General features: G+C 71.0%; 19 protein-coding genes and 1 tRNA gene. 12 read left to right on the forward strand and 8 right to left on the reverse strand.

What is annotated here, in order from left to right; genetic code table 11:
• Positions 1 to 215: 215 nt before the first annotated feature.
• Complete coding sequence (locus ACFC3F_RS06250) at positions 216 to 1,724, reverse strand: DEAD/DEAH box helicase (protein WP_376127699.1); 1,509 nt, start codon at positions 1,722 to 1,724, stop codon at positions 216 to 218.
• 225 nt (positions 1,725 to 1,949) lie between these two features.
• On the opposite strand from ACFC3F_RS06250, the gene ACFC3F_RS06255 reads away from it, so the two are divergent.
• From ACFC3F_RS06255 to ACFC3F_RS06270, 4 genes are all read left to right on the forward strand, one after another.
• Positions 1,950 to 2,999: a biotin/lipoate A/B protein ligase family protein gene (locus ACFC3F_RS06255; RefSeq protein WP_376127701.1), complete on the forward strand. Its 1,050-nt coding sequence runs from the start codon at positions 1,950 to 1,952 to the stop codon at positions 2,997 to 2,999.
• Between the two features lie 185 nt (positions 3,000 to 3,184).
• Positions 3,185 to 4,165, forward strand: a complete 981-nt coding sequence (locus ACFC3F_RS06260) for a DNA-methyltransferase (RefSeq protein WP_376127702.1) — start codon at positions 3,185 to 3,187, stop codon at positions 4,163 to 4,165.
• Between the two features lie 84 nt (positions 4,166 to 4,249).
• Complete coding sequence (locus ACFC3F_RS06265; protein ID WP_376127704.1) at positions 4,250 to 5,239, forward strand: LLM class F420-dependent oxidoreductase; 990 nt, start codon at positions 4,250 to 4,252, stop codon at positions 5,237 to 5,239.
• A gap of 145 nt (positions 5,240 to 5,384) precedes the next feature.
• Positions 5,385 to 8,915, forward strand: a complete 3,531-nt coding sequence (locus ACFC3F_RS06270; protein ID WP_376127705.1) for a S8 family serine peptidase — start codon at positions 5,385 to 5,387, stop codon at positions 8,913 to 8,915.
• 54 nt (positions 8,916 to 8,969) lie between these two features.
• Here the strand turns inward: ACFC3F_RS06270 and ACFC3F_RS06275 are convergent, their stop codons facing one another.
• From ACFC3F_RS06275 to galT, 3 genes are all read right to left on the reverse strand, one after another.
• The gene (locus ACFC3F_RS06275; protein ID WP_376127707.1) at positions 8,970 to 9,806 is read right to left on the reverse strand and encodes an alpha/beta fold hydrolase; all 837 of its coding nucleotides are present in this window, start codon (positions 9,804 to 9,806) and stop codon (positions 8,970 to 8,972) included.
• Positions 9,807 to 10,331: 525 nt separating this feature from the next.
• Positions 10,332 to 11,513, reverse strand: a complete 1,182-nt coding sequence (galK, locus tag ACFC3F_RS06280) for a galactokinase (protein WP_376127709.1) — start codon at positions 11,511 to 11,513, stop codon at positions 10,332 to 10,334.
• A complete protein-coding gene (gene galT, locus ACFC3F_RS06285) occupies positions 11,510 to 12,691 on the reverse strand; it encodes a galactose-1-phosphate uridylyltransferase (RefSeq protein WP_376127776.1) in 1,182 nt (393 codons plus the stop codon). The genes galK and galT overlap by 4 nt, the downstream gene beginning before the upstream one ends.
• On the opposite strand from galT, the gene ACFC3F_RS06290 reads away from it, so the two are divergent.
• Positions 12,690 to 12,827, forward strand: coding sequence for a hypothetical protein (locus ACFC3F_RS06290; protein WP_376127710.1), 138 nt, complete (start codon positions 12,690 to 12,692; stop codon positions 12,825 to 12,827). The genes galT and ACFC3F_RS06290 overlap by 2 nt on opposite strands.
• Before the next feature lie 3 nt (positions 12,828 to 12,830).
• On the opposite strand, the gene pgm is transcribed toward ACFC3F_RS06290, so the two are convergent.
• Complete coding sequence (gene pgm / locus ACFC3F_RS06295) at positions 12,831 to 14,471, reverse strand: phosphoglucomutase (alpha-D-glucose-1,6-bisphosphate-dependent) (RefSeq protein ID WP_376127712.1); 1,641 nt, start codon at positions 14,469 to 14,471, stop codon at positions 12,831 to 12,833.
• A 145-nt stretch (positions 14,472 to 14,616) separates the two neighbouring features.
• On the opposite strand from pgm, the gene pheA reads away from it, so the two are divergent.
• Positions 14,617 to 15,567 carry a prephenate dehydratase gene (gene pheA / locus ACFC3F_RS06300; RefSeq protein WP_376127713.1) on the forward strand — a complete coding sequence of 317 codons (951 nt, stop codon included), beginning with the start codon at positions 14,617 to 14,619 and terminating at the stop codon, positions 15,565 to 15,567.
• A gap of 3 nt (positions 15,568 to 15,570) precedes the next feature.
• Here the strand turns inward: pheA and ACFC3F_RS06305 are convergent, their stop codons facing one another.
• Entirely contained in the window at positions 15,571 to 16,635 is a 1,065-nt protein-coding gene (locus ACFC3F_RS06305; protein ID WP_376127715.1) for an LLM class flavin-dependent oxidoreductase, read from the reverse strand.
• Between the two features lie 198 nt (positions 16,636 to 16,833).
• On the opposite strand from ACFC3F_RS06305, the gene ACFC3F_RS06310 reads away from it, so the two are divergent.
• Positions 16,834 to 17,334: a hypothetical protein gene (locus tag ACFC3F_RS06310; protein WP_376127716.1), complete on the forward strand. Its 501-nt coding sequence runs from the start codon at positions 16,834 to 16,836 to the stop codon at positions 17,332 to 17,334.
• Between the two features lie 3 nt (positions 17,335 to 17,337).
• Here the strand turns inward: ACFC3F_RS06310 and ACFC3F_RS06315 are convergent, their stop codons facing one another.
• A complete protein-coding gene (locus tag ACFC3F_RS06315; protein WP_376127718.1) occupies positions 17,338 to 18,672 on the reverse strand; it encodes a cryptochrome/photolyase family protein in 1,335 nt (444 codons plus the stop codon).
• A 3-nt stretch (positions 18,673 to 18,675) separates the two neighbouring features.
• Entirely contained in the window at positions 18,676 to 19,845 is a 1,170-nt protein-coding gene (locus ACFC3F_RS06320) for a diacylglycerol/lipid kinase family protein (RefSeq protein ID WP_376127720.1), read from the reverse strand.
• A gap of 53 nt (positions 19,846 to 19,898) precedes the next feature.
• On the opposite strand from ACFC3F_RS06320, the gene serS reads away from it, so the two are divergent.
• From serS to ACFC3F_RS06345, 5 genes are all read left to right on the forward strand, one after another.
• Complete coding sequence (serS, locus tag ACFC3F_RS06325) at positions 19,899 to 21,173, forward strand: serine--tRNA ligase (RefSeq protein ID WP_376127722.1); 1,275 nt, start codon at positions 19,899 to 19,901, stop codon at positions 21,171 to 21,173.
• Positions 21,170 to 22,087 carry an HAD hydrolase family protein gene (locus tag ACFC3F_RS06330; protein WP_376127723.1) on the forward strand — a complete coding sequence of 306 codons (918 nt, stop codon included), beginning with the start codon at positions 21,170 to 21,172 and terminating at the stop codon, positions 22,085 to 22,087. The genes serS and ACFC3F_RS06330 overlap by 4 nt, the downstream gene beginning before the upstream one ends.
• A gap of 256 nt (positions 22,088 to 22,343) precedes the next feature.
• Positions 22,344 to 22,428, forward strand: a tRNA-Ser gene (locus ACFC3F_RS06335).
• Positions 22,429 to 22,476: 48 nt separating this feature from the next.
• Positions 22,477 to 23,769, forward strand: coding sequence for an LCP family protein (locus tag ACFC3F_RS06340; protein ID WP_376127724.1), 1,293 nt, complete (start codon positions 22,477 to 22,479; stop codon positions 23,767 to 23,769).
• Complete coding sequence (locus ACFC3F_RS06345) at positions 23,769 to 25,046, forward strand: LCP family protein (protein WP_376127726.1); 1,278 nt, start codon at positions 23,769 to 23,771, stop codon at positions 25,044 to 25,046. Before ACFC3F_RS06340 ends, ACFC3F_RS06345 begins: the two co-directional genes overlap by 1 nt.
• The last annotated feature ends 14 nt before the right edge of the window (positions 25,047 to 25,060 follow it).

The following is a 25,060-nucleotide window of genomic DNA, read 5'->3' on the forward strand; positions in this document are numbered from 1 at the left end:
CCCCGCACCCGCGCCGGCCGTCGTGACAGCCGGGTTCGGGGCGCAGAACCGTGGCGACGCGCCGGGGCCGCCGGCGTGTCGCGGTGGAAAGACGCCCCGAACCGGGCGAGCCGGGATGCGGGTGCTCAGCCGCGGGCGAGCCGGGATACTGGTGCTCAGCCGCGGGCGAGCCGGGATGCTGGTGCTCAGCCGCGGGCGAGCCGGGATGCTGGTGCTCAGCCGCGGGCGCGGCGGTTCGGCGTGCGCGCGCTGCGGCGGATGTCCGCGACGGTCGCACCCGTCGTGAAGCGCTGGCTCGACGAAGTTCCCGTGCGCGCGGCCGGAGCCCCGCTGCGGGGCTGCTCGGACGAACGGGCGCGACCCTGGCCGGAGCGACCCGCGCCCGAGCGTGCCTGATCCGCAGCGGGCTGGCGTGCGGCATCCGTCGTGCTCTTGCCGCGTCCGCCGGAACGGCCACGCGCCGGACGGCCCTGGCCCTCGCCGGATGCCGCGGGCTTCTTCTTCGCCGCGGGGCGCTGCTGCTGCTGGACGGGAGCCGGCGTGACGTGCGGGGCAGGCTCGCCGACGAGCTCGGCGACCGCAGCGTGCGCGGCGTGGACGGGCTCGAGCGGCGCGGTGACCTTGGCCTTGCGCAGCAGGTCCTTGACCTCGCCGCGCTGCGAATCGGTGGCGACGGTCACGACGACGCCCTCGGCGCCGGCGCGAGCCGTGCGGCCCGAACGGTGCAGGTACGCCTTGTGCTCGACGGGCGGGTCGACGTGCACGACGAGCTCGACCTCGTCGACGTGCACGCCGCGCGCGGCGACATCGGTCGCGACGAGCACGCGCACGCCGCCCTTGTCGACGGGGGCGCCGAACGCCGCGAGGTTGCGCTCGCGCGCGTTCTGGCCGAGGTTGCCGTGCAGGTCGACCGACGGGATGCCCGCTGCCGTGAGCTGCTTCGCGAGCTTCTTGGCCTGGTGCTTCGTGCGGGTGAACAGGATGCGGCGGCCACGGCCGGACGCGAGGTGACGGACCAGTGCGAGCTTGTCGTCGGAGCTCGTCACGAACACGCGGTGGGTCATGACGCCCTGCGGGACGCTGGACTCGTCGACCTCGTGCAGGACCTCGTTCGAGAGGAAGCGCTTCACCAGGCTGTCGACGCCGCGGTCCAGCGTGGCGCTGAAGAGCATGCGCTGTCCGCCCGACGGCGTGGCCGCGAGGATGCGGGTGACGCCCGGCAGGAACCCGAGGTCGGCCATGTGGTCGGCCTCGTCGAGCACGGCGATCTCGATGGCGTCGAGCTTGGCGACGCCCTGCTTCATGAGGTCTTCGAGCCGGCCGGGGCACGCGACGACGATGTCGACGCCGCGCCCGAGGGCCTGCTCCTGGGGCCTCTGGCTGACACCGCCGAAAACGGTCGTGACGGTCAGGCCCGCGGCATCCGCCAACGGCTTGATGGTCGCGGCGATCTGCGTCGCGAGCTCGCGAGTCGGGGCGAGGACGAGGCCGCGGGGGCGACCGGGGCGGCGCTTGGCGGCACCGGCGCCGGACAGGCGCGCGACGAGGGGCAGCGCGAACGCGATGGTCTTGCCGCTGCCGGTGCGGCCGCGGCCGAGCACGTCGCGACCGGCGAGCGAGTCCGGGAGCGTGTCGCGCTGAATCGCGAACGCTTCGGTCTTGCCGTCGGCGGCGAGGACGGAGGAGAGGTTCTCGGGCACGCCGAGAGAGAGGAAAGAAGACATGAGTGCTTTCGGTGGTGCACGCGTGCGGAAACGCAGCAGTGCGGAGGTGGCGACGGCGCGGGATCGCGCATCGGTTCGCCGTTCGTAATGAGCCACGGCTTCGGATGCCGGGGAGCGTGACGACGACGCAGCGGCACACAGGCCGCGCCACAACGATAGCAGTCCGGCCGGACCCGAACCTGCGAGCCACCCGCGCGGCGCGTCGGCGCCCGTAGGCTGAGGGCCATGCACGGTGAGTACAAGGTTCCGGGCGGCAAGCTCGTCGTCGTCGACCTCGAGGAGCGCGACGGGCGGATCGTCGACTTCCACCTCGCGGGCGACTTCTTCCTCGAGCCCGACGATGCCCTGGCCGATATCGACGCGGCCGTCAACGGGATGCCCGTCGAGTCCGACGTGACGGCGATCGCCGCGGCGGTGCGGGCGGCGCTCCCCGAGGGGGCGCAACTGCTGGGCTTCACGCCCGAGTCCGTCGGTACGGCTGTGCGCCGCGCGCTCGTGACGGCTCCGGGATGGCGCGACTTCGACTGGGAGATCGTGCACGAGCGCCCCGTGTCGCCGCGGATGAACCTCGCGCTGGACGAAGTGCTCACGACGCGCGTGGGCGACGGGCGTCGTCGCCCGACGCTGCGGATCTGGGAGTGGGACGAGTCGGCCGTCGTGATCGGGTCGTTCCAGTCGCTGCGCAACGAGGTCGACCCCGAGGGTGCTGCGCGCCACGGCTTCGATGTCGTCCGCCGGATCTCGGGGGGCGGCGCGATGCTCATGGGGGCGAACTCGATCGTGACGTATTCGCTGTACGTGCCGGCATCCCTCGTCGCGGGGATGACGTTCGCGGACTCGTACGCGTTCCTCGACGACTGGGTCCTGCAGGCGCTGCGCTCGGTCGGGGTCGAGGCGACCTATCAGCCGCTCAACGACATCGCCTCGCCGCAGGGCAAGATCGGCGGCGCGGCGCAGAAGCGGCTCGCCAACGGGGGAGTGCTGCACCACGCGACGCTCAGCTACGACATGGACGGCGAGGTCATGACCGAGGTGCTGCGGATCGGCCGCGAGAAGCTGAGCGACAAGGGCACGACGTCGGCGGCCAAGCGGGTCGACCCGCTCCGCCGGCAGACGGGCCTGTCGCGCGAGGCGATCATCGAGCGGTTCACCGACACGTTCGCGAACCTCTACGGCGCCGTGCCGGGGTCGATCTCGGACGACGAGTACGCCGCGGCAGAAGCCCTCGTCGAGTCGAAGTTCGCGACCGACGCGTGGCTGCACCGCGTGCCGTGACCTCGGATCCCGACCCCGGTCCGCCCCCGGCCTCGGTCCCGGTCCCTGAGCTTGCCTCGGTCCCTGAGCTTCCCGAAGGGTCGCGCTCCGACCCCGCCTCGGTCCCTGCCCCGGCCCCGGTCCCTGAGCTTGCCGAAGGGTCGTGCTCTGACCCCGCCCCGGTCCCTGAGCTTGCCGAAGGGTCGGTGACCGTCCACCACGGCGACAACCTCGAGGTGATCCGCGGGTTCAACGACGGCTCGTTCACCCTCATCTATCTCGATCCGCCCTTCAACACGGGCCGCCCACGCGAGCGCGCACTCGAGACGGCGCGCGTGCCTCGGCCCGCGGCATCCGCCCCTCTCCCCGCAGCGATCGCAGAGCCCATCCCCGCGAGACTGCAACCGCACGGCGAGACTGCGGGTGATACCCACGGTCTCGGCAGCCCAATGCAGTCTCGCGGTCAAGGGGACGGGCACGCGGGCGGCGAGCAGCGGGGGGTCGTACGGCGGGGGTTCCACGGGCGGGAGTACGAGCGGCTGCGCGGAGACCTGCGTGCCTACGACGACCGGTTCGACGACTACTGGGGGTTCCTCGAGCCGCGGCTCGAAGAGGCCTGGCGGCTCCTCGCCGACGACGGCACGCTCTACCTGCACCTGGACTACCGCGAGGCGCACTACGCCAAGGTGCTGCTCGACGCGCTCTTCGGGCGGGACCGGTTCCTCAACGAGCTCGTCTGGGCCTACGACTACGGAGCCAAGACGCGCCGCCGCTGGCCGACAAAGCACGACACGATCCTCGTCTACGTCAAGAACCCCGATGCGTACTGGTTCGACTCCGAGACGGTCGACCGCGAGCCGTACATGGCGCCGGGCCTGGTCACTCCCGAGAAGGTCGCGCGCGGCAAGCTGCCGACCGACGTGTGGTGGCACACGATCGTGCCGACGAGCGGACGCGAGAAGACGGGCTACCCCACGCAGAAGCCCGAGGGGATCCTCCGCCGCATCGTGCAGGCCTCGAGCCGGCCCGGCGATCGCGTGCTCGACTTCTTCGCCGGCTCCGGCACGACGGGGGCCGTGGCTGCCGCCCTCGGTCGGCACGCCGTGCTCGTCGACGACAACCCCGCCGCGATCGCCGTCATGCGCAAGCGCATGGCGCACGCCGAGGTCGTCGACAACTCCGGATGAGCGCGCGGATCCGGGCTGGAGCGCGACCCGAATCGGCGATCGGTCCGGAGTTGTCGACGCCCTCGCCTCGATAGGCTCGGGCCCATGCGATTCGGAACCTTCATTCCCCAGGGCTGGCGCTTCGATCTCGTGGGCATCGCGCCCACCGAGCAGTGGACCGTGATGGACTCGCTCGCGCGTCGCGCCGACGAAGGCCCGTGGGAGTCGCTGTGGGTGTACGACCACTTCCACACGACGCCCGTGCCGAGCGAAGAGGCCACGCACGAGGCGTGGACGCTCATGGCCGCGTTCGCGGCGTCGACCAGCCGCGTCCGCCTGGGGCAGATGTGCACGTGCATGGGCCACCGCAACCCGGCCTACCTCGCGAAGGTCGCCGCCACGGTCGACCACGTCTCGAGAGGACGCGTCGAGATGGGCATCGGCGGCGGCTGGTACGAGCATGAGTGGCGCGCCTACGGCTACGGGTTCCCCGCCATCGGCGATCGGCTGGGGATGCTGCGCGAAGGCGTCGACATCATGCGCCAGGCCTGGACCACCGGCAGCGCCACGCTCGACGGCACGCACTACCAGGTCGACGGCGCGATCGTGCAGCCGCTCCCCGTGCAGGATGGCGGCATCCCGATGTGGATCGCGGGCGGCGGCGAGAAGGTGACGCTCAAGATCGCGGCGACCTACGCCGATTACACGAACTTCTCGGCGAACGACCTCGACGTCTTCGAGCACAAGAGCGCCGTGCTGCGCGGCCACTGCGAGCGCATCGGCCGCGACCCGGGCGAGATCACCCGCAGCGCCAACTTCAACACGATCGTCGGTGCGACCGAGGCCGAAGCCCGCGATCGGCTGGCCGCGGTCATCGACCGGCTGCGCCCGCACCTCGGCGACGAGCGCACCGACACGATCGAGCGCGACTATCTCTCGTCGCCCGCGTTCGGCACGCCCGAGAAGATCGCCGAGCGCCTGGCCGAGCGCGCCGCCCACGGCCTGGGCTACGCGATCCACTATTTCCCCGAGGCGGCCTACGACCTCTCCGGCATGGAGATGTTCGAGCGCGAGGTCATCCCCGCGCTCAGCTGACACGGTCGGTTCGGGGCGGCGGGGGCGTGGACTGGCCCCGGCCTCTGGTGCCCGCGACGGAATGGGCTTATTCTCCGTTGCACAGCGGGATGCGATGTTGTTCCCCAAGCTCGGTGCGTTCCGCAGATCACCTCTGAGGAGTGCCATGAGCAATTCCCGTTTCCGTCACGCTCGCGCCGTCATCGTCGGTGTGTCCGTGGCGGGGCTGCTGGTCAGCGCGATCGCCGTACCCGCCTCGGCAGCGCCGCCGCCGTCGGACTTCACCGCATCGCCGATCGCACCGGACGGACCCCCGCAGGCCGGCGCGAAATCCGCGTCGGGCAACCTCGCGCAGAGCGATGACGACCTGCTGGCGCGCGCCGATGCCGCGGTCGTGCCGGTGCTCGTCAAGGTCGACGTCGACCCCGTCGCCTCCTACGTGGGCGGCGTGGAGGGCTACGCCGCGACGAGTCCCGAGACGACGGGACGCTCCCTCGCCGACGGCGGCGCCGCCGTCGCGCGGTACACCGAGTACGTCGACGCACAGATCGCGGCGGCACAGGCCGAAGCGCTCGCGCTCGTGCCGAGCGCCCGCATGATCGCGACGTACGCGACGGTCTACGGCGGGTTCGCCATGACGATCCCCGCGAACCGCGCGAAGGACGTCCTCGCTCTGGGATCGGTCGCCGCCGTGCAAGAGAACGCGCTGCGCCAATCGGATGCCGCGACCCCGGCCGTCGACCCGGCTCTGACGCCCGACCCGTCAGCCCCGACGCCCGACCCGTCGGCCCCGGCGACGCCCGAGAAGGCCGCGGCGACGCCCGAGAAGGCGCCCGCCACGACCACCCCGGCCGCCCCCGTCGCACCGCGCGCCGCTGTCACCCTGCCGCCGATGACCCCCGCACCCGACGCCGACGCGACGACCTTCATCGGCGCGGATGCCGTGTGGCCCAAGCTCGGCGGACGCGACAAGGCCGGTGAGGGCGTCATCGTCGGCGTCATCGACACCGGCATCTGGCCCGAGCACCCGATGCTGCGCGACAACGGCATCGACCGGCCCGATGGTGGACCGTGGGCCTGCGAGTTCGGCGACGGCAGCGTCGGCGACGCGTTCGAGTGCAACGACAAGCTGATCGGAGCACACGCCTTCCTCGACACCTACGTCGCGCTGCAGGGTCCCGTCCTCGAGGGCGAGTACTGCACCGTCGACGTGTGCTCGGCCCGCGATGCCAACGGCCACGGCACCCACACGGCGACGACGGCCGCCGGCAGTCACGTCGAGTCCGCCGAGATCTTCGGCGTCGATCGCGGTGCGATCAGCGGCGTCGCCCCCGGTGCATCCGTCATCGCCTATCGGGCGCTCGCGGAGCTCGGCGGATACGACGGCGACCTGCTCGCCTCGATCGGTCAGGCCGTGCTCGACGGCGTCGACGTGATCAACTACTCGATCAGCGGCAGCCAGAATCCGTATGACGCCGTCGAGCTCGCGTTCCTCGACGCGTTCGCGGCGGGAGTCACGGTCAACTCCTCGGCGGGCAACTCCGGACCGGGCGCGTCGACGCTCGACCACGCGAGCCCGTGGACGACGACCGTCGCCGCCTCGACGTCGGATCGCGCATTCACGTCGACCCTCGTGCTCGCCGGTGCCGGTGACGCGACGTTCGTCAAACCCGGCACGACGATCACGGCGGGCGTCACCGACGCTCCGGTCGTGCAGACGAAGGACGTCGCCGGCTACCCCGGCACGGAGTACTGCGACGAGCCGTTCGCGCCCGGCTCGGTCGCGGGGCAGGTCGTGCTCTGCATCCGCGGCGGCGCGAACAGCGGCGGACGCGTCGAGAAGGGCTACTACGCGCTGCAGGGCGGGGCGGCGGGCATGATCCTCGCCAACCCCCAGCCGCAGGATCTGCAGACCGACAACCACTTCCTTCCGACCATCCAGCTCGAGGGCCCGAACGACGACCTCGTCGCGTTCCTCGACGCGAACCCGGGAACGACGGCGACGTGGGCGGCGGGCACCGCCACGGTTGCGCCGGGTGACGTCATGGCGTCGTTCAGCTCGCGCGGTCCCGTCGGCGACTTCCTGAAGCCCGATGTCACGGCACCCGGCGTGCAGGTCATCGCGGGGCACACGCCGACGCCGTCCGAGATCTCCAGTGGCCCTCCGGGTGAGCTCTACCAGGCCATCGCGGGCACGTCGATGTCGGCGCCCCACGCGGCGGGGGTCTCGGCGCTCGTGAAGGCGGCCTACCCGTCGTGGACGCCGGGGCAGATCAAATCGGCGCTCATGACCTCGTCGCTGCAGGCGGTCGTGAACGTCGACGGCTCGCCCGCCGGGGTGTTCGACCGCGGGGCCGGATCGATCCGCGCCGACCGTGCGATCGCGCCCGTGCTCACGATCAGCGAGTCGGCCGCCGACTTCGCCGCGAGCGCGACCGATCCGCTGCACCGCGTGGACCTCAACATCCCGAGCGTCTACGTCGACCCGCTGCCCGGCGCCGTCGCGACGAAGCGCACCGTGACGAACGTCAGCGGCAAGACGCAGCAGTTCACCGTGAAAGCCACGAGTGACGCGGGCGTGCGGATCACGGTCATTCCGTCGAGCTTCTCGCTCGCGCCGAAGAAGTCGCGCGATCTCACGATCGTCCTCGACGCCCTCAAGGCGAACGAGGGGTGGCACGAGGGGCAGATCACGATCACGCCCCGCTCGGGGAACCCGGTCGTGCTGCCGGTGGCTGCCAACGTCGGTGAGGCCGAGATCACGTTCTCGCAGACGTGCGACCCGACGACGATCGCCCGCGGCTCGACGTCGACGTGCACCGTGACGGCGTCGAACTACCTGCCGGTCGAAGTGGCCGCGAAGATCGACGTCGCGGCGAACCCGCTCCTGCAGGTGCGATCGGTCACCGCGCCGGCGAAGAAGACGCTCCTCGGCGCGAAGTGGAGCGGCACCCTGGCGCCGGCTATCCCGCCGACGATCGCTTCCGTCGAGGTCGTGCCCGATTCGTCGCCGGCGGGCTACGTCCCGCTGAGCGCATTCGGCATCGGTCTCACGGCGATCGGCGACGAGGAGATGGTCAACTACAACGTGCCCGCCTTCCAGTACGGGGGTGAGACCTACACGCGGATCGGGGTTGACTCGAACGGCTACGCCGTCGTGGGCGGCGGAACGGCGGCCGACCACAGCTTCGAGCCCAACGGCATCCCCGATCCCATCGCGCCCAACAACGTGCTCGCGCCGCTGTGGACCGATCTCAACCCCGCCGCGGCTGCCCCCGGCGACGGCGTGCGGGTCGGATCCTTGACCGACGGTGTCACGTCGTGGCTCGTGCTGGACTGGCAGAACGTGCCGACCTACACCGGCAACGCGAGGAACTCGTTCCAGGCCTGGATCGAGCTCGGCGCGACCGAAGGGATCTCGTTCACGTACGGCAGTGCCGCCGTCGGCGACGCCGGGTCGGCGGTCGCCGTCGGCGCTGAGAACCGCGACGGCACGAGCGGTGCGACCCTCGCGACGCTCCCCGCCGCAGGCGATGAGGTGCGGGTCACGACCGCGCCGCCGTCGGCGGGTGGCACGGTGACGTTCGACTACACCATCAAGGGTCTCCTGTGGGGCACGTGGTCGACCTTCGCGACGCTGCAGTCCGACGTGCTGCGGGCCACGCCTGCCGAGCAGACCAAGATCAGGGTGAAGTAGAAGAAAAGGGGGATGCTGCAAGCCGCGGCATCCCCCTCTCTTCTGGCCGTCGAGTCAGGCGGAAAGGAAGTCCAGCAGCGCCTCGTTGACCTCGGCGCCGTGGGTCCACAGCAGTCCGTGCGGCGCGCCCTCGAGTTCGACGTAGGTCGCGGTGGGCAGCAGGTCGCGGAAGCGCCGCGCCGTCACATCGGCGGGGAGGATGCGATCGGCCGTGCCGTGCAGGATGAGCGCGGGCACCGTGACCGCCGGGATGTCGTCGCGGAAGTCGGTCGGCCACGTCAGGGGCGCCGCCGCGATCGCTGTGTTGCCGGCCGCGTTGGCCGTCTGCACGCTCGCGTCGACGGCCTCCTGAGAGATGCGCGAGCCGAGGTTCTCGTCGAGGTTGTAGAAGTCGTCGAAGAACCCGCGCGCGAAGGCGTAGCGGTCCTCGCGCACCGACTGCGCGATGCCGTCGAAGAACTCCTGGGGGCCCGCACCGTCGGGGTTGTCGTCGGTCCTGAGTAGATAGGGCTCGAGCGAGCCGAGGAAGGCGACCTTCGCGACGCGCTCCGCGCCGTACCGGGAGAGGTAGCGGGCGATCTCGCCCGTGCCCATCGAGAAGCCCACGAGCACGGCGTCGGTGAGATCCAGGTCTTCGATCAGCGCGTGCAGGTCGGCCGCGAAGGTGTCGTAGTCGTAGCCCGAACCGGCCTTCGTCGAGCAGCCGAAGCCGCGGCGGTCGTAGGCGATGACGCGGTAGCCGGCCTCGAGCAGCGCCGTCTGCTGCTTGCCCCACGACTCGCCGTCGAGCGGAAAGCCATGGATCAGCACGACCGGCTGCCCCGTGCCCTGGTCGGTGTAGAAGAGGTCGATGTCGGCCGAGTTCTCGGTGCCGACGGTGATGTACGCCACGGTCGCTCCTTCCGGCCGGGCGGGATCCCGGCGCACCTCCGACGCTAGAGCGGTACCGCGCCTCGTGCCAAGCGGTGCCGGCCCCGGGAGATCCGTGTGGCGGTCGGTCGGGCGAGCGGGCGGGTGGTCGAGCGGGCGGGTGGTCGAGCTGGATGGGCGGGCAGGCAAGCTGGGGGTTCGTTTGCCTGACTCTGTTGTGCGTCGTGGGTGGGCTCAGCAGATTGGGGCAAGTGAGCGGTCGGGCGGCGGTTGGGCGGCGGTTCGGCGGCGGCCGGTCGGTCGGTCGGTCGAGCTGGTCGATCGAGCTCGGGGTTCGTTTGCCTGACTCTGTTGTTCGTCGTGGGCGGGCTCAGCAGATCGGGGCAAGTGAGCGGTCGGGCGGCGGTCGGGCGGCGGTCGGTCGGTGGGTCGGTCGGCCGGTCGAGCTGGTCGATCGAGCTCGGGGTTCGTTTGCCCGACTCTGATCTTCGTCGTGGGCGGGCTCAGCAGATTGGGGCAAGTGAGCGGGGTGACGAGCCGCGCGGGCTACGCGTCGCGGTCCGCTCCGGCGGACGGTGTCACCGGGAACACCGTGGGGGCGGCGAACCCGGATGCCGCGAAGGCCGACCGCGCGGCATCCGCGACGGCGTCGACGCGGTCGTGCGGCACAAGGGCGATGGCCGCGCCGCCGAACCCGCCGCCGGTCATCCGCGCGCCGAGGGCTCCCGCGGCGAGCGTCGCGTCGACCGCGGTGTCGAGTTCGGGCACCGAGATCTCGAAGTCGTCGCGCATCGAGGCGTGCGAGGCGACGAGCAGGTCTCCGATCGCGGCGGGACCGTGCTCGCGCAGCGTGCGCACGGTGTCCTGCACCCGCTGGTTCTCGGTCACGACGTGGCGGACGCGGCGGAACGTGACGTCGTCCAGGAGGTCGCGCGCGCGGGCGAGGTCGCCGGCCCGCAGATCACGCAGTGCCGGGACGCCCACGATCTCGGCGCCGCGCTCGCAGGCTGCGCGGCGCTCGCCGTAGCCGCCGCTCGCGTGCGCGTGCCGGACGCCCGTGTCGATGACGACGAGCTGCAGGCCGGCAGCGGCGAAGCCGAGGTCGACCACGGTCGCCTCGAGTGTGCGGCAGTCCAGGAAGATGGCGGCATCCGCTCGGCCCTTGATCGAGGCCATCTGGTCCATGATTCCGGTGGGCGCGCCCACGGCTTCGTTCTCGGCGGTCCGGCCCGCTTGCGCGAGGGCATCGTCGTCGAGGCGCAGGTGCCAGATGTCGTTAAGGGCGGCGGCGGTCGCACCCTCGATCGCCGCCGACGAGGACAGTCCCGCGCCGACGGGGACCTCGGTCGTGAAGGCGAGGTCGACTCCGGTCGGGGAGTCCGCGCCCGTGGCGCGCAGGAGCGCCCACGCGACGCCGAGCGGGTAGCGGGCCCACTCGCGGACCTCATCGCGGCGGGCGGGGAAGAAGGTGTCGAGGTCGGTCAGGGAGACCTCGACGGGCGCGCTGTCGTCCGATGAGCCGCCGGGGAACTGCGAGACGATGCGGATGCGGCCGTCTTGCCGCGTGCCGACGGCGACGGTCGTGCGCTGCTGGATCGCGAACGGCAGCACGAACCCGTCGTTGTAGTCGGTGTGCTCGCCGATCAGGTTGACCCTCCCCGGCGCCGACCACGTGCCCTCGGGCTCGCTTCCGTAGACGGCCCTGAACAGGTCGCGCGCGGCGCTCATGCCCGCACCTCGGGGATCGTCGCGACGGCTTCGCGCAGACGCTCGGCGGCGGTCTCTGGGGGGATATCGCCGATCCACGCGCCCATGGCGGCCTCGGAGCCGGCGAGGTACTTGAGCTTGTCGGCCGCGCGGCGCGGGCTCGTCAGCTGCAGGTGGAGGCGCACCGTGTCACGGCCCTCGCGCACCGGTGCCTGATGCCAGGCGGCGATGTACGGCGTCGGGGTGGCATAGAGGGCGTCGACGCCGCGCAGGAGGCGCAGATACAGGGGGGCGAGCTCGTCGCGCTCGGCCTCGTTCGTCTCGGCGAAGTCGGCGACGTGGCGATGGGGCAGCAGGTGCACCTCGAGCGGCCAGCGCGCGGCGAACGGGACGAAGGCCGTCCAGTGCTCGCCCGCCAGCACGACGCGCTCGGAGGCGCGCTCGAACTCGAGGACCCGCTCGAACAGGTCCTCGCCCTCGCGCCGGATCGAGGCCAGGAGCGTCGTGGTGCGCGGGGTGACGTACGGGTAGGCGTAGATCTGCCCGTGCGGGTGGGGGAGGGTGACCCCGATCGCCTCGCCGCGGTTCTCGAACGGGAACACCTGCTCGACGCCGGGAAGGGCTGACAGGGCCGCGGTGCGATCCGCCCACGCCTCGATCACGGTGCGGGCGCGGGTGCGGGTCTGGGTGCCGAACGACCCCTCGTGCTCGGGGCTGAAGCACACGACCTCGCAGCGACCGACCGACGTTCGGGTGCGGCCCAGGCCCGGCGCCGTCAGGTCGGGGGTGCCGTGGGGAGGATCGGCCGCCGCCGGCAGCTCGCCGTGCGCTTCGGTCAGGGCGGGGCCGAACGACGGCGACTTGTTCTCGAACACGGCGACGTCGTAGCGCGAGGGGATCTCGGAGGGGTTGGCCGGAGTCTGCGGGGCCAGCGGGTCGAGTTCGGCCGGCGGCAGGAACGCGCGGTTCTGCCGTGCCGCGGCGATCGAGATCCAGTCCCCGGTCAGCACGTCGCGGCGCATCGACGCCGTCGGCGGGCGCGGGGTGCTCGCGCGCGCGTCGATGCCCCGATCGGGACCGAGGGTCGTGTCCGGGTCGTCGAAGTAGATGAGCTCGCGGCCGTCAGCGAGGACCGTGGACCGCTTGACGACACCGGCGCCGAGCACTTCACCGGGTGCGGGGGGCTCGATCTCCGGAATGTTCACGTCAACACGCTACTCGCGACGCCGTGGGAGCGAGCGCGCCGTGCTCGCTCTCATCGCGGCGATCGACGGTGCGCCCGTCTCGGCGGACGTCACCCCGACGACACTCATCGTGCGCGACAGCGCGCCCTGAGGATCAGGCGCCGAGCGCCTCCGCGACGACGGCGCGCGCCTCGGCCTGCACCTGGGCGAGGTGCTCGGGTCCGCGCAGCGATTCAGCGTACAGCTTGTAGACGTCCTCGGTGCCCGACGGGCGTGCGGCGAACCACGCGTCGGCGGTCTGCACCTTGAGTCCGCCGATCGCGGCGCCGTTGCCCGGCGCGTGCGACAGCTTGCCGGTGATCGGCTCGCCCGCGAGCTCGGTCGCCGAGACTGCTGCGGGTGAGAGCTTCGCCAGCTCCGCCTTCTGCTCCGCCGTCGCGGGCGCGTCGACCCGCTGGTAGGCGGATGCACCGTATTCGGCCTCGAGCTCGGCATAGCGCTCTGACGGGGTCTTGCCCGTGACGGCGAGGATCTCGGCGGCGAGCAGACACAGCAGTATGCCGTCCTTGTCGGTCGTCCAGACCGAGCCGTCCATGCGCAGGAAGGACGCGCCGGCGGACTCTTCGCCGCCGAACGCGATCGATCCGTCGAGGAGTCCCGGCACGAACCACTTGAATCCGACCGGAACCTCGTAGAGCCGCCGGCCGAGCGCAGCGGTGACCCGGTCGATGATCATCGACGACACGAGCGTCTTGCCGACCGCGGCATCGGCCGGCCAGCCGGGCCGATGCGCATAGAGGTAGTCGATCGCGACAGCGAGGAAGTGGTTGGGGTTCATGAGCCCCCCGTCGGGCGTGACGATGCCGTGGCGATCGGCGTCGGCGTCGTTGCCCGTCAGGATGTCGTACTCGTCGCGCCGTGCGACCAGCGAGGCCATGGCCGAGGGTGAGGACGGATCCATGCGGATCTTCTCGTCCCAGTCCAGCGTCATGAACCGCCACGTCGGGTCGACGTCGGGGTTGACGACCGTGAGGTCGAGACCGTGCACCTCGGCGATGAGCGCCCAGTAGTCGACCGAAGCGCCACCGAGCGGATCGGCGCCGATCCGCACACCCGCCCGGCGGATCGCCTCGAGGTCGATGATCGTGACGAGGTCGCGCACATAGGCGTCACGGAAGTCATACACGCCGATCCGCTCCGCCTCGATATCGGCGTAGCGGGTGCGGGTGACCCCGGCCAGCCCCGCGGCGATCAGCTCGTTGGCGCGCGCCGCGATCCACCCGGTCGCGTCCGTGTCGGCCGGGCCGCCATGGGGCGGGTTGTATTTGAAGCCGCCGTCGCGCGGCGGGTTGTGCGACGGGGTCACGACGATGCCGTCGGAGCGACCCGGGTCCTCGGTGCCCATGCCGCGGTTGTGGGTCAGGATCGCGTGCGAGAGGGCCGGGGTGGGCACCCACGAATCGCGGCTGTCCACGCGCACGTCGACCCCGTTGGCCACGAGCACCTCGATCGCGGTGCGTTCGGCGGGGCGGGAGAGGGCGTGCGTGTCCCGCCCCAGGAAGAGCGGACCCTGGATGCCCTGGTCGCGACGGTAGTCCACGATCGCCTGGGTCGTGGCGAGGATGTGGTCCTCGTTGAAGCTCGACGACAGCGACGAGCCGCGGTGGCCGCTCGTGCCGAAGACCACGCGCTGCGCGGGTTCGTCCGGGTCGGGCTTGCGGTCGTAGTACGCCGCGATCGCCTCGTCGACGTCGATCAGGTCGGATGCTTCGGCGGGCTGTCCAGCTCGGCTCATCGTCCCAGTCTGCCCCGGCGCGGACGCTGGCGCACGGGCCGTGTGCACAACGCCGCGCATTCGAAGAGCCCAGAGCGAGAATCCGTGGGGCTCGCCCTCCGCAACCGGCGGATGACCGGCGACGGGCGCGGCGTAGGCTGAGCGGGTGACTGCCGAGCCCGGACCCCGCACCTACAGCTACCTCGGGCCCGCGGGCACCTTCACCGAAGCCGCCCTCGCCCAGGTGCCCGAAGCGCGCGGACAGCGCTGGCGTCCCGTGCGCAACGTCGGCGAAGCGCTCGACGATGTCGTCGCGGGACGTTCGGATGCCGCCATGATCGCGATCGAGAACTCGATCGACGGCGGGGTCTCGACGGCGCAGGATGCCCTGGCGACCGTGCCAGGACTGCGGATCGTGGGGGAGTACCTCGTGCCGGTCGAGTTCGTGCTGGTCGCGCCCCGCGGCACGCGCCTCGACGACGTCTCGCTCGTCGCGGGGCACCCCGTCGCCTATGCGCAGTGCCTGCAGTGGCTCACGAAGAACCTCCCCGCCCACGCGCACCTGCCCGCTGCGAGCAACGTCGCGAGCGCCGTCGGCATCCTCGACGGGACGAGCGACGCCGACGCGGCGATCGCGCCGCCCGGCATCCTCGAGCACCACGACCTCGACCTGCTGGCCTCGAACATCGGCGACAACCCGAACGCCGTGACGCGCTTCGTTCTCGTGAGTCGCACGGTGCAGCCGCCGGCGCCGACGGGCGCCGACAAGACCTCGCTCATCGTCGAGCTTCCCGAGGAGTACCCCGGTGCGCTGCTCGAGATGCTCGAGCAGTTCGCGACGCGTGGCATCAACCTGTCGCTGCTCGCATCGCGTCCCATTGGCGACGCGATGGGACGATACCGCTTCGTCATCGACGCGGACGGGCACATCCACGACGAGCGCGTGGCCGACGCCCTGATGGGCCTGCGCCGGTTCAGCCCCCGCGTGATCTTCCTCGGGTCCTACCCGCGGGCCGACCGTCAGGTCGTGCGCTATCCCGAGCGGTACGCCGACGACGTCTTCGTCGAAGCGCGGGACTGGCTGCGGGCCCTCGTCAGCGGAGAACCCGAGGCCTGAGGCTCACGCCGCGGTCAGCGCGGTGGCGAGCAGCTCGAGCGTCTGCACGCGGCCGGGTGCGGCATCCATCGGCTCGGTCTCATACGCGCCGGCGATGGGCGAGATCATCACTTCGTCGACCTCGTGCTTCGCGGCGAACGCCGTGACGGATGCCGCGACCTCGGCGCCCGTGCCGATGAACCAGCTCGCCCGCGACGACGCCATGATCGACTGGGCGAGGGCGTCGAAGTCGGCAACCCCCGCGATCGACTGCTCGACGGATTCGAGCGCCGTGAGCGGCCGGTTCGTGCGCAGCCGCGCCATCATGCGCAGCTGCGGCAGGGCGCGCTCCTCGGCTTCGCCCGACGTCGGTGCGGCGATCGCGTTCGCCGTGAGGAAGGTCCGCGGGGCCGCGAGCAGCTCGGAGGGCTGGAAGCGCGAGCGGTACAGATCGAGGGCGCGTTCGAGGCCGTCGCCCGAGAAGTGGTTCGCGAAGACGTACGGCAGCCCGAAGCTCGCGGCGAGCTGCGCCGAGTAGTCGCTCGAGCCGAGCAGCCACACCTCGGGAACGGTGCTCGCCGCGGGGGTTGCGTGCACGTCGTACGTGCCGCCCGAAGCGAACCGCACCGTCGCACCGTCGGCCGAGACGAGACCGAGGATGTCGCGGATGTGCTCGGGGAACCGCTCGACGTCGCTCGTCGTGCCCGACATGCGCAGCAACTGGCTGATGACCGGGTCGCTGCCGGGTGCGCGGCCGATCCCGAGGTCGATGCGGCCGGGCGCGATCGCCTCGAGCGCCGCGAACTGCTCGGCGACGACGAGCGGCGAGTGGTTGGGCAGCATGACGCCGCCCGAGCCGACGCGGATCGTGGTCGTGCGCGCCGCCGCCGTCGCGATCAGGACGGGCGGTGACGTCGAGGCGACCGCCGGCATGTTGTGGTGCTCGGCGAACCAGTACCGCCGGTAGCCGAGCCGGTCGGCGTGCTGCGCGAGATCCAGTGACGCCGCGACGGCCTCGGGGCTGGTCTGCCCCGTGCGCACGGGCACGAGATCGAGGACGGACAGGGCGGGAGCGGCGGTGGCAGTCATCCTCTGGCACAACCCGGCGGCGTCGGGGATCATTCCGGACAGCCGGAGGGGCGGGGCTGCGTCAGCGCATCCTTTCGGATTCGCCCTGTTCTTGATACGTTTCTTGCGGAAGCGTGGGGCTTCCGTTTGGGGAACTGATCGCAAGATCACAACTGGGGAGTTGTCCGTTTGCTTACGCACCGCCGTGGGCGCGCTGTCGTGGGCGGCATCGCTGCCGTCATCGTCGCGCAGGCCCTGATCGTCGCCGTTCCGGCGACCGCCGTCGCATCCACCGCCATCGCCGTCTCGGACTCGGTGGGCGCCGCCTCGCCGGCGCTCGCGATCGAGTCGCCCGCCGCGGGCGCCTCGCTCGTGCGGGGCAGTCTCGGCGACGTCACGCTGTCGGCGGCGCACGCCGCCCCGCTGGATCGGCTCACGATCGACCTCTACGACGTCAACGGCACCTTCATCGGGGCCGTCGGATCCACGTCGGCCACCGCGTCGATCGGTGCGCACACGTGGATCGGCTCCTACGCGCTGCCCGCCGATCTCGCCGCGGGCTCGTACACGATCAGCGCCACGGTCACCGACGCCGCCGGCAGTGCGCGCACCGTCACGTCGGGCTTCGACGTGACCGAGCACGAGCCGCCGTCGCTCGAGTGGCTCAGTGAGCTCGTCGCCCGCGTCGTCGCCGGGGTCTTCGCTTCGCTCGGCCGCTGATCCTCAGCCCCGCTTGACGACCTCGTATGCCGCGAGGGCGGCCCTGCGCGTCTCACCGAGGTCGACCATGGGCTCCGTCGGTGCGTCGCGGGCCCACTGCGAGATGTAGTGGCCCTCGGCGTCGAACTTCTTCGCCTGCAGTTCGGGGTTGAACACCCGGAAATAGGGTGCCGCATCGGCGCCTGACCCGGCGACCCACTGCCAGTTGAAGGGGTTGTTGGCGGCATCCGCGTCGACGAGGGTGTCCCAGAACCACTCCTCGCCGCGCCGCCAGTCGATGAGCAGGTTCTTGATGAGGAAGGATGCCGCCACCATCCGCACGCGGTTGTGCATGAAGCCCGTGTGCCACAGCTCCCGCATGCCCGCGTCGACGAGCGGGACGCCCGTCTCGCCCCGTTGCCAGGCGCGCAGGTGCGCGCGGTCCAGCGGCGGCCACGGGAACGCGTCGAACTCGCTCCGCAGGTTGCGCTCTGCCAGATCGGGCTTGTGGAACAGGGTGTGCCAGGCGAACTCGCGCCAGCCGAGTTCGGAAAGGAAGCTGCCGGATCGGCCCGCCGCGACGGCTTCGTGCCACACGGTGTGCGGGCTCACTTCGCCCCAGCGCAGGCGCGGCGACAGCAGCGACGTCGCCCCCGCCGCGGGTTCGTCGCGCGCCCGTTCGTACGAGGCCAGGTCGTCGCGCAGAAACTCCCTCAGGCGCCGGCGGGCCGCCGGTTCGCCCGGCTCCCAGGTGTCGCGCAGCCCGCCCGCCCAGTCCGGGGCGGTGGGCAGCAGCGCCCAATCGTCGAGGTCGTCCGACGCCGGTGCACGGGCAGGGCCCGGGATCTCGCGCGGCTCGGGCAGCGGGGCCCGCGGAGCGGGCCGGGCGAGGCAGGCGCGCCAGAACGGAGAGAAGACCGAGTAGTGGGTCCCCGATCCCGTGCGCACCTCCCACGGTTCGTGCAGCAGGGAGGCCGCGAACGAGGCGACCTCGATGCCCGCCTCGCGCAGCGACGACTTCACCCCGGCGTCGATCTCGCGTTCGGGCTCGCTGTAGCGGCGGTTCCAGAAGACCGCGGCCGGTGCCGTGTCGGCGACGATCTCGCGCAGGACTGCGCTCGCGGGCCCCCGGCGCAGCACGAGGGCCGAACCGCGCTCGCGCAGGCGCGCATCGAGGGAGGCGAGCGAGTGGTGCAGCCACCAGCGTGCCGCCGCACCGAGGGCGCGGATGCCGGGCGACTCCTCGTCGAGCACGTAGAGCGCGACAATGGGTCCGCCCCGGTCGATCGCGGCGCGCAGCGCGGGGTTGTCCGCCAGGCGCAGGTCGTCGCGGAACCAGACGATCGACGGAGCGGTCATCGCTCAGAGCCCGCTGAGGTCGTGCCCCTCGGGCACGGCGAGGAGCAGAGCCCCGGCATCGATGCGGGTGTCGACCTCGACGGCCTCGCCGAACTCGTCGCCGTCGAGTTGCACGGGGTGCGGCTCGCTCGTGCCGATCTCGATCCCGGTGCCGCGCGAATAGATGACCGAGTTGTCCTTCGTGCGGAACGACAGCACGCGCCGCCCCGCCCGGAAGCGGCGCAGGACGCTGTTGTCCCACGCGACCCGCCGCCACACGAAGAGCCAGCCGAACGCGCCCTTCGGCTGCACGATGACGATGTCCAGCGCCCCGTCGAGGATCGACGCGTCGGGCACGAGCTCGAGGCCCGCCGGGAGCGACCCGCAGTTCGCGAAGAGGATGCTCTGCACACGGGCGGCGTGCAGGCGCCGGCCCGCGAGCTGGTACATGACGCGGAACGGCTTCGCGCCGGCGAGCGACCGCGCGGCGCCGTCGACGTACGCGACCCACCCGACCGTCTTCTTCAGCTGCGGGCTCGTGTTCGCGATCATCGCCGCGTCGAGGCCGATGCCGCCCATGACCACGAAGGCGTGCTCGACGCGCTCGCCGTCGGCGCGGCGCAGCCGCGCCCAGCCGACGTCGATGGCGTGCCGGTCGCCGTCGAACGCGGCGCGGATCATCGCGGCGGGCTCGGTGAGGGGCAGGCGCAGGTTGCGGGCGAGCAGATTGCCCGTGCCGCTGGGCACGATCGCGAGCGGCACGCCCGACCCCGCCATCGCCTCCGAGACGGCGCGCACCGTGCCGTCGCCTCCCGCGACGAGCACGACGTCGGCGCCCGCCTCGAGGGCCTGTCGCGTGATGTCGTCGCCGAGATCGGACACGGTGGTCTCGTAGAACAGCGGCTCGGACCATCCGGCATCCGTCGAGATCCGGGTCACGGTGTCGCGCAGCTCGTCGCCGTCGACCTTGATCGGGTTGTAGACGAGCGCAGCCTTGGGGCTCGGCCGCTCCTCGCCGCCCGACATGGTGGCGGTGTCGCCCTCGGCGTCGACGCGTCGCGCTTGCCCGCTCGCGCCGTCGGTGCGATCGGGGGCGATGTCCTCGGGCTCGCGGATGACGTCGTCGGGGGCCGCAGCCTGCACCGGATCCGGCGCGTCTGCGTTTCGAGAACCGTTCCCATCAGGGGTCGCCATTCGACCATTATGCGCAGGATGCCGCGGGGGAGCCCGCATGCGAGGATTGTCGGGTGATCGATCCCGTGCTTCTCCGTGAAAATCCCGAGCTGGTCAAGCGCTCGCAGGAGGCGCGTGGGCACTCCTCCGACACTGTCGATGCGGCGCTCGAGGCCGACCGTGCGCGTCGCTCCGCCATCACGACCTTCGAAGAGCTGCGCGCGGCGCAGAACGCGCACGGCAAGACCGTCGCGCGGGCGCCGAAGGACGAGAAGGCTGCCCTCGTCGCCGAGGCCAAGCAGCTCAGCGAACGTGTCAAAGAGGCCCAGCACGCCGTCACCGCCGCCGAGGAGGCCTCCGACGCGGCGCTCGCGCAGATCGAGAACATCGTGATCGACGGCGTCCCGCCCGGCGGCGAGGCGGACTTCGTCACGCTGCGCACCCACGGCGACGTGCCGACGTTCGACTTCGAGCCCCTCGACCACCTCGCGCTCGGCGAGAAGCTCGGCGCGATCGACATGGAGCGCGGCACGAAGGTGTCGGGCAGCCGCTTCTACTTCCTCACGGGCATCGGCGCGCGGCTCGAGATCGCCCTCATGTCGCTCGCACTCGACCGTGCCCTGCAGGACGGTTTCATCCCGCTCATCCCGCCGACCCTCGTGCGGCCCGAGGTCATGCGGGGCACCGGATTCCTCGGTCAGCACGCCGCCGAGGTGTACCACCTCGAAGAGGACGACCTCTATCTCGTCGGCACGAGCGAAGTGCCGCTGGCCGGATACCACATGGACGAGATCCTCGACCTGACCACGGGCGCGAAGCGCTACGCCGGCTGGTCGACGTGCTACCGGCGCGAAGCCGGCTCGTACGGCAAGGACACGCGCGGCATCATCCGCGTGCACCAGTTCAACAAGCTCGAGATGTTCGTCTACACGGTGCCCGAGGACGCCGAGGCCGAGCACCTGCGACTCGTCGCGATGCAGGAGCGGATGCTGCAGGACCTGGGCCTGAGCTACCGCGTCATCGACGTCGCGGCCGGGGATCTCGGGTCCAGCGCCGCACGCAAGTACGACGTCGAGGCGTGGGTGCCCACGCAGGGCGCGTACCGCGAGCTGACCAGCACCTCGAACTGCACGACCTATCAGGCGCGGCGCCTTGACATCCGTCATCGTCTGCCCGCCGACCAGGGCGGCAAGACGCAGCCCGTCGCGACCCTCAACGGCACCCTCGCCACGACGCGGTGGATCGTCGCCCTCCTCGAGACGCACCAGCGCGCCGACGGTTCGGTCGTCGTGCCCGAGGTGCTGCGGCCCTACCTGGGCGGGCTCGAGATCATGGAGCCGCCGGCATGACCGACGACGACCTGTCCCACCTGCCCGCGACGGGTGAGATCGACGTCGTCGGTCGGGGCGAGGCCGTCGAGATCGTCGACGAGCTCGCCCGCGAGACCGAGGCGCCGGGCATCGTCGTCGAGCACATGCTCATCGCGCTCGACATCGACGGCACCGTCATCCTCGAGGACGAATCGCTCAGCCCGGGTGTCGTCGACGCCGTCGAGCACGCGCAGCGTGCGGGGCATGAGGTGATGATCGCGACGGGACGCAGCTGGGAGGGAACCCGCGGCATCCTCCGTGTGCTGGGTATCGCTCCCGAATACGTCGTGTGCTCGAACGGTGCCGTCGTGCTGCGCCGGATCGACGCCGACGACCTCGAGTACGAGCGGTGGCACCTCGAGACGTTCGACCCGCGCGATGTGCTGACGCTGCTGCGCGAGCACCTGCCCGACGCCCGGTACCTCGTGGAGCTGCCCGACGGAAACCGCCTCTATACCGAGTACCTCGACGACTGGAACCTCGTCGCCGCGCGCCGTGTGCCCTTCGAGGAGCTGGGGGCGCAGCGCGTGTGCCGCGTCGTCGTCGTCGCGCCCGAGCACGCCTCCGACGCCTTCCTGGAGCTCGTCTCGGACATCGGACTCACCCAGGTCTCGTACTCGGTGGGCTGGTCTGCGTGGCTCGACATCGCGCCGCACGGCGTCGACAAGAGCACGGGGCTCGAACGGGTGCGCACGACGCTCGGCATCCAGCCCGAGAACGTGCTCGTCATCGGCGACGGACGCAACGACGTCGGCATGTTCGCCTGGGCGCTCGAGCACGGCGGTCGCGCTGTCGCGATGGAGCAGGGCCCGCAAGAGGTGCGGGATGCCGCCGGTGAGACGACGACGTCGGTCGAGGCCGGCGGCGTCGCCGCGATCCTCCGGGCGCTCTGAGCCTCGCTCGCGTCGCCTTTCGTCGAACCCGACCTTTCCCGTCGAACCCGACCTTTCTCGCGTCGCCTTTCGTCGAACCCGACCATTCCCGTCGAACCCGACCTCGTCGACGTCCCGTTCGGCGGAAACGGTACGGTTCGAGCGACAAAGCCCCGCGCGCCTTTCAGAAGTCCCACAGCCGCCGCTGGAACAATATGTCAGCAGTTCCGTCGACTAGACTCGACGCCTGTTCGACGGATGCCGGTGGCATCCGCCGGGAGGGTTGTCCGAGCGGCCGATGGACCTGGTCTTGAAAACCAGTGGGCAGAAATGTCCCGTGGGTTCGAATCCCACACCCTCCGCTTGATGTGTGCTGGGGGCGAACCTGAAGACGCCGTGAAAGGACCCCCGTGAGCCAGACGACCAAGCCCGCCAAGCGTGGCCGTCGCACCGTCGCGCGTCACGGGGCGCTGACTTCGCCGCATCCGGTTTCGCTGCTGCTCAAGGTGATCGGCGTCATGCTCGGGGTCGTTCTCGTCTCGGGGGCGGGTGTGGCCGCCTATGCGACCTACGATCTCGCGGCGAGCGCCACCGAGGACGCCGTCGATCTCGAAGGACAGGCTCCCGTGCCGCCCGACATCGGTGCGATCGAGACGGGCGTCGATCTGCTGGTCGTCGGCACTGACGAATGCGAGCCCGAGTACGCGTACCTCTTCGGCGACCGCTGCACGGGTCCGGATGCCGAAGGTCAGCTCAACGACGTCAACATGCTCGTGCACATCTCGAACAATCCGCGCCGTGTCACGGTCGTTTCGTTCCCGCGCGATCTCATGGTCCCGATCCCCTCGTGCACGCGCGAGGACGGCTCGACGACGTCGGCGATGAGCAAGCAGCAGATCAATACGGCATGGTCGTACGGCGGGCTGTCGTGCGTCGCCAAGACGATCTCGGCGCTGAGCGAGCAGAGCATCCCCATGGCGGCGAAGGTCAGCTTCGGGAACGTCATCAACATCACCGACGCGATCGGCGGAGTCGACGTGTGCATCGGCAACGGCGGCATCCGCGACCGGTACACGAGCATCGACTGGCCTGCCGGCATGCGCAACGTGCAGGGCGTGGAGGCCCTGCAGTTCCTGCGCACGCGTCACGGCCTCGAGAACGGCAGCGACCTCGCCCGCATCTCGAACCAGCAGCAGTACATGTCGCGACTCGCGCGCAAGCTCGTCAGCGAAGAGGTGCTGTCCGACTTCGGCACCCTGTACCGGCTCGCCACGACCGCCGTCGACAACATCACTCTCAGCAAGAGCCTCGCCAACCCCGTCACGCTCGCCCAGATCGGTCTCGCCGTGAAGGATGTGCCGTTCGACCAGATCGTGTTCGTGCAGTACCCGGTCAACACCGATCCCGCCGACCCGAACCGCGTCGTTCCGAACTATGCCGCGGCCGAGCAGCTGTGGGCCGCGCTCGCCGCGAACGAGCCGATCCAGGTCACGAACGACCCGAACCGCGGCGGCGGCGTCGTCACGGTCGAGCCGTCGGAAGACCCGATCGACGCGGGCGAGGCCCCCGTCGAGCCCGCCGATCCGGCCGACGCCACGACGCCTGAGCCGACCGAGACGGCTGTCGCGTTGCCCAACTCCATCCCCGGCACCTCCGCTGCCGACGAGACCTGCTCGGCGGGCAACCTGAGGTCGAACGGTTGATGTCGGTGCAGGTCCGGCCGGAAGGCCGACGCCCGTTCGCGCGGCATGGCCGGTTCGGGATGCTGCATCCGATCACTCGGCTGCTCGCGGTGCTCGGCGTCGTCCTCGCCGTCGTCGGACTGAGTGCCGGGGGAGTGGGCGCGTTCGCACTGTGGAATGCGGCGCAGGCCGTCGCCGACAGCTCGGTCGCGATCGGCGACGAAGAGTCGATCCCGCCGTCGCTCGGAGCGATCGAGGGCGGCGTCAACCTGCTGCTCGTCGGATCGGACTCGTGCGAGGGGCAGGACGTCGCGCTCTTCCCGCGCTGCGCCAACGAGGATGCCGAGGGTGAGCGCAACGACGTCACGATGCTCGTGCACATCTCGGATGCACCGCGGCGTGTGACCGTCGTGTCGTTCCCGCGCGACATGATCGTGCCGATCCCCGCATGCCCCCGCGAAGACGGCAACGGCGATCACTCGGCGATGAGCGCGCAGATGATCAACGCGTCGTACATGTACGGCGGCCTGCCGTGCACCGTCAAGACCGTCGAGGAGCTCACCGGCGAGAGCATCCATTTCGCGGCATCCATTCGCTGGACCGGCGTCATCAACATGTCCGACGCGATCGGCGGCGTCGAGGTGTGCGTCGCGGGTGACATCAGCGACGGGCACACGGGTCTGAACCTGGCCGCGGGCCCGCACACGCTGCAGGGTGTCGAGGCGCTGCAGTTCCTGCGCATCCGTCATGGAATCGGCGACGGATCCGACCTCGGTCGCATCTCGAATCAGCAGCAGTTCATGTCGTCGATGGTGCGCACGCTGCAGGGTGACGGCGTGCTCGGCAACCCCGGCACGCTGTTCTCTCTCGCGACGACCGCGATCTCGCAGGTGAACGAGGGGCAGCTGGTGCTCAGTCAGTCGCTCGCGAACCCGACGCTCATGGCGCAGATCGCGATGGCAGTGAAGGACGTGCCCTACGAGGACATCGTCTTCGTGCAGTACCCGACCGAGTACGGCGACAACTTCTCGCGTGTGCTGCCGGTTCGGGATGCCGCGGACCAGCTGTTCGCCGCGCTGCGTGAGAACAAGGCGCTCAACCTGACCGGCGACGCGAGCCAGGGCGACGGTGTCGAGGTGACCGGTGAGGCAGCGAAGCCCGAGGGCGACGCCGAGCCCGTCGAGTCGGCGGCGCCGTCGCCGGAGACCCCCGCGGTGCCCGAGGATCGCGTCGATCTGCCCTCGAGCATCGCGGGTCAGACGGCGGCCCAGGTCACCTGCACCCTGCCCGAGCGCTGATGTTTCGCCGGGCT

Origin of the sequence: Microbacterium sp. NPDC055910 (assembly GCF_042271185.1) — a bacterium.
Taxonomy (GTDB): domain Bacteria; phylum Actinomycetota; class Actinomycetes; order Actinomycetales; family Microbacteriaceae; genus Microbacterium.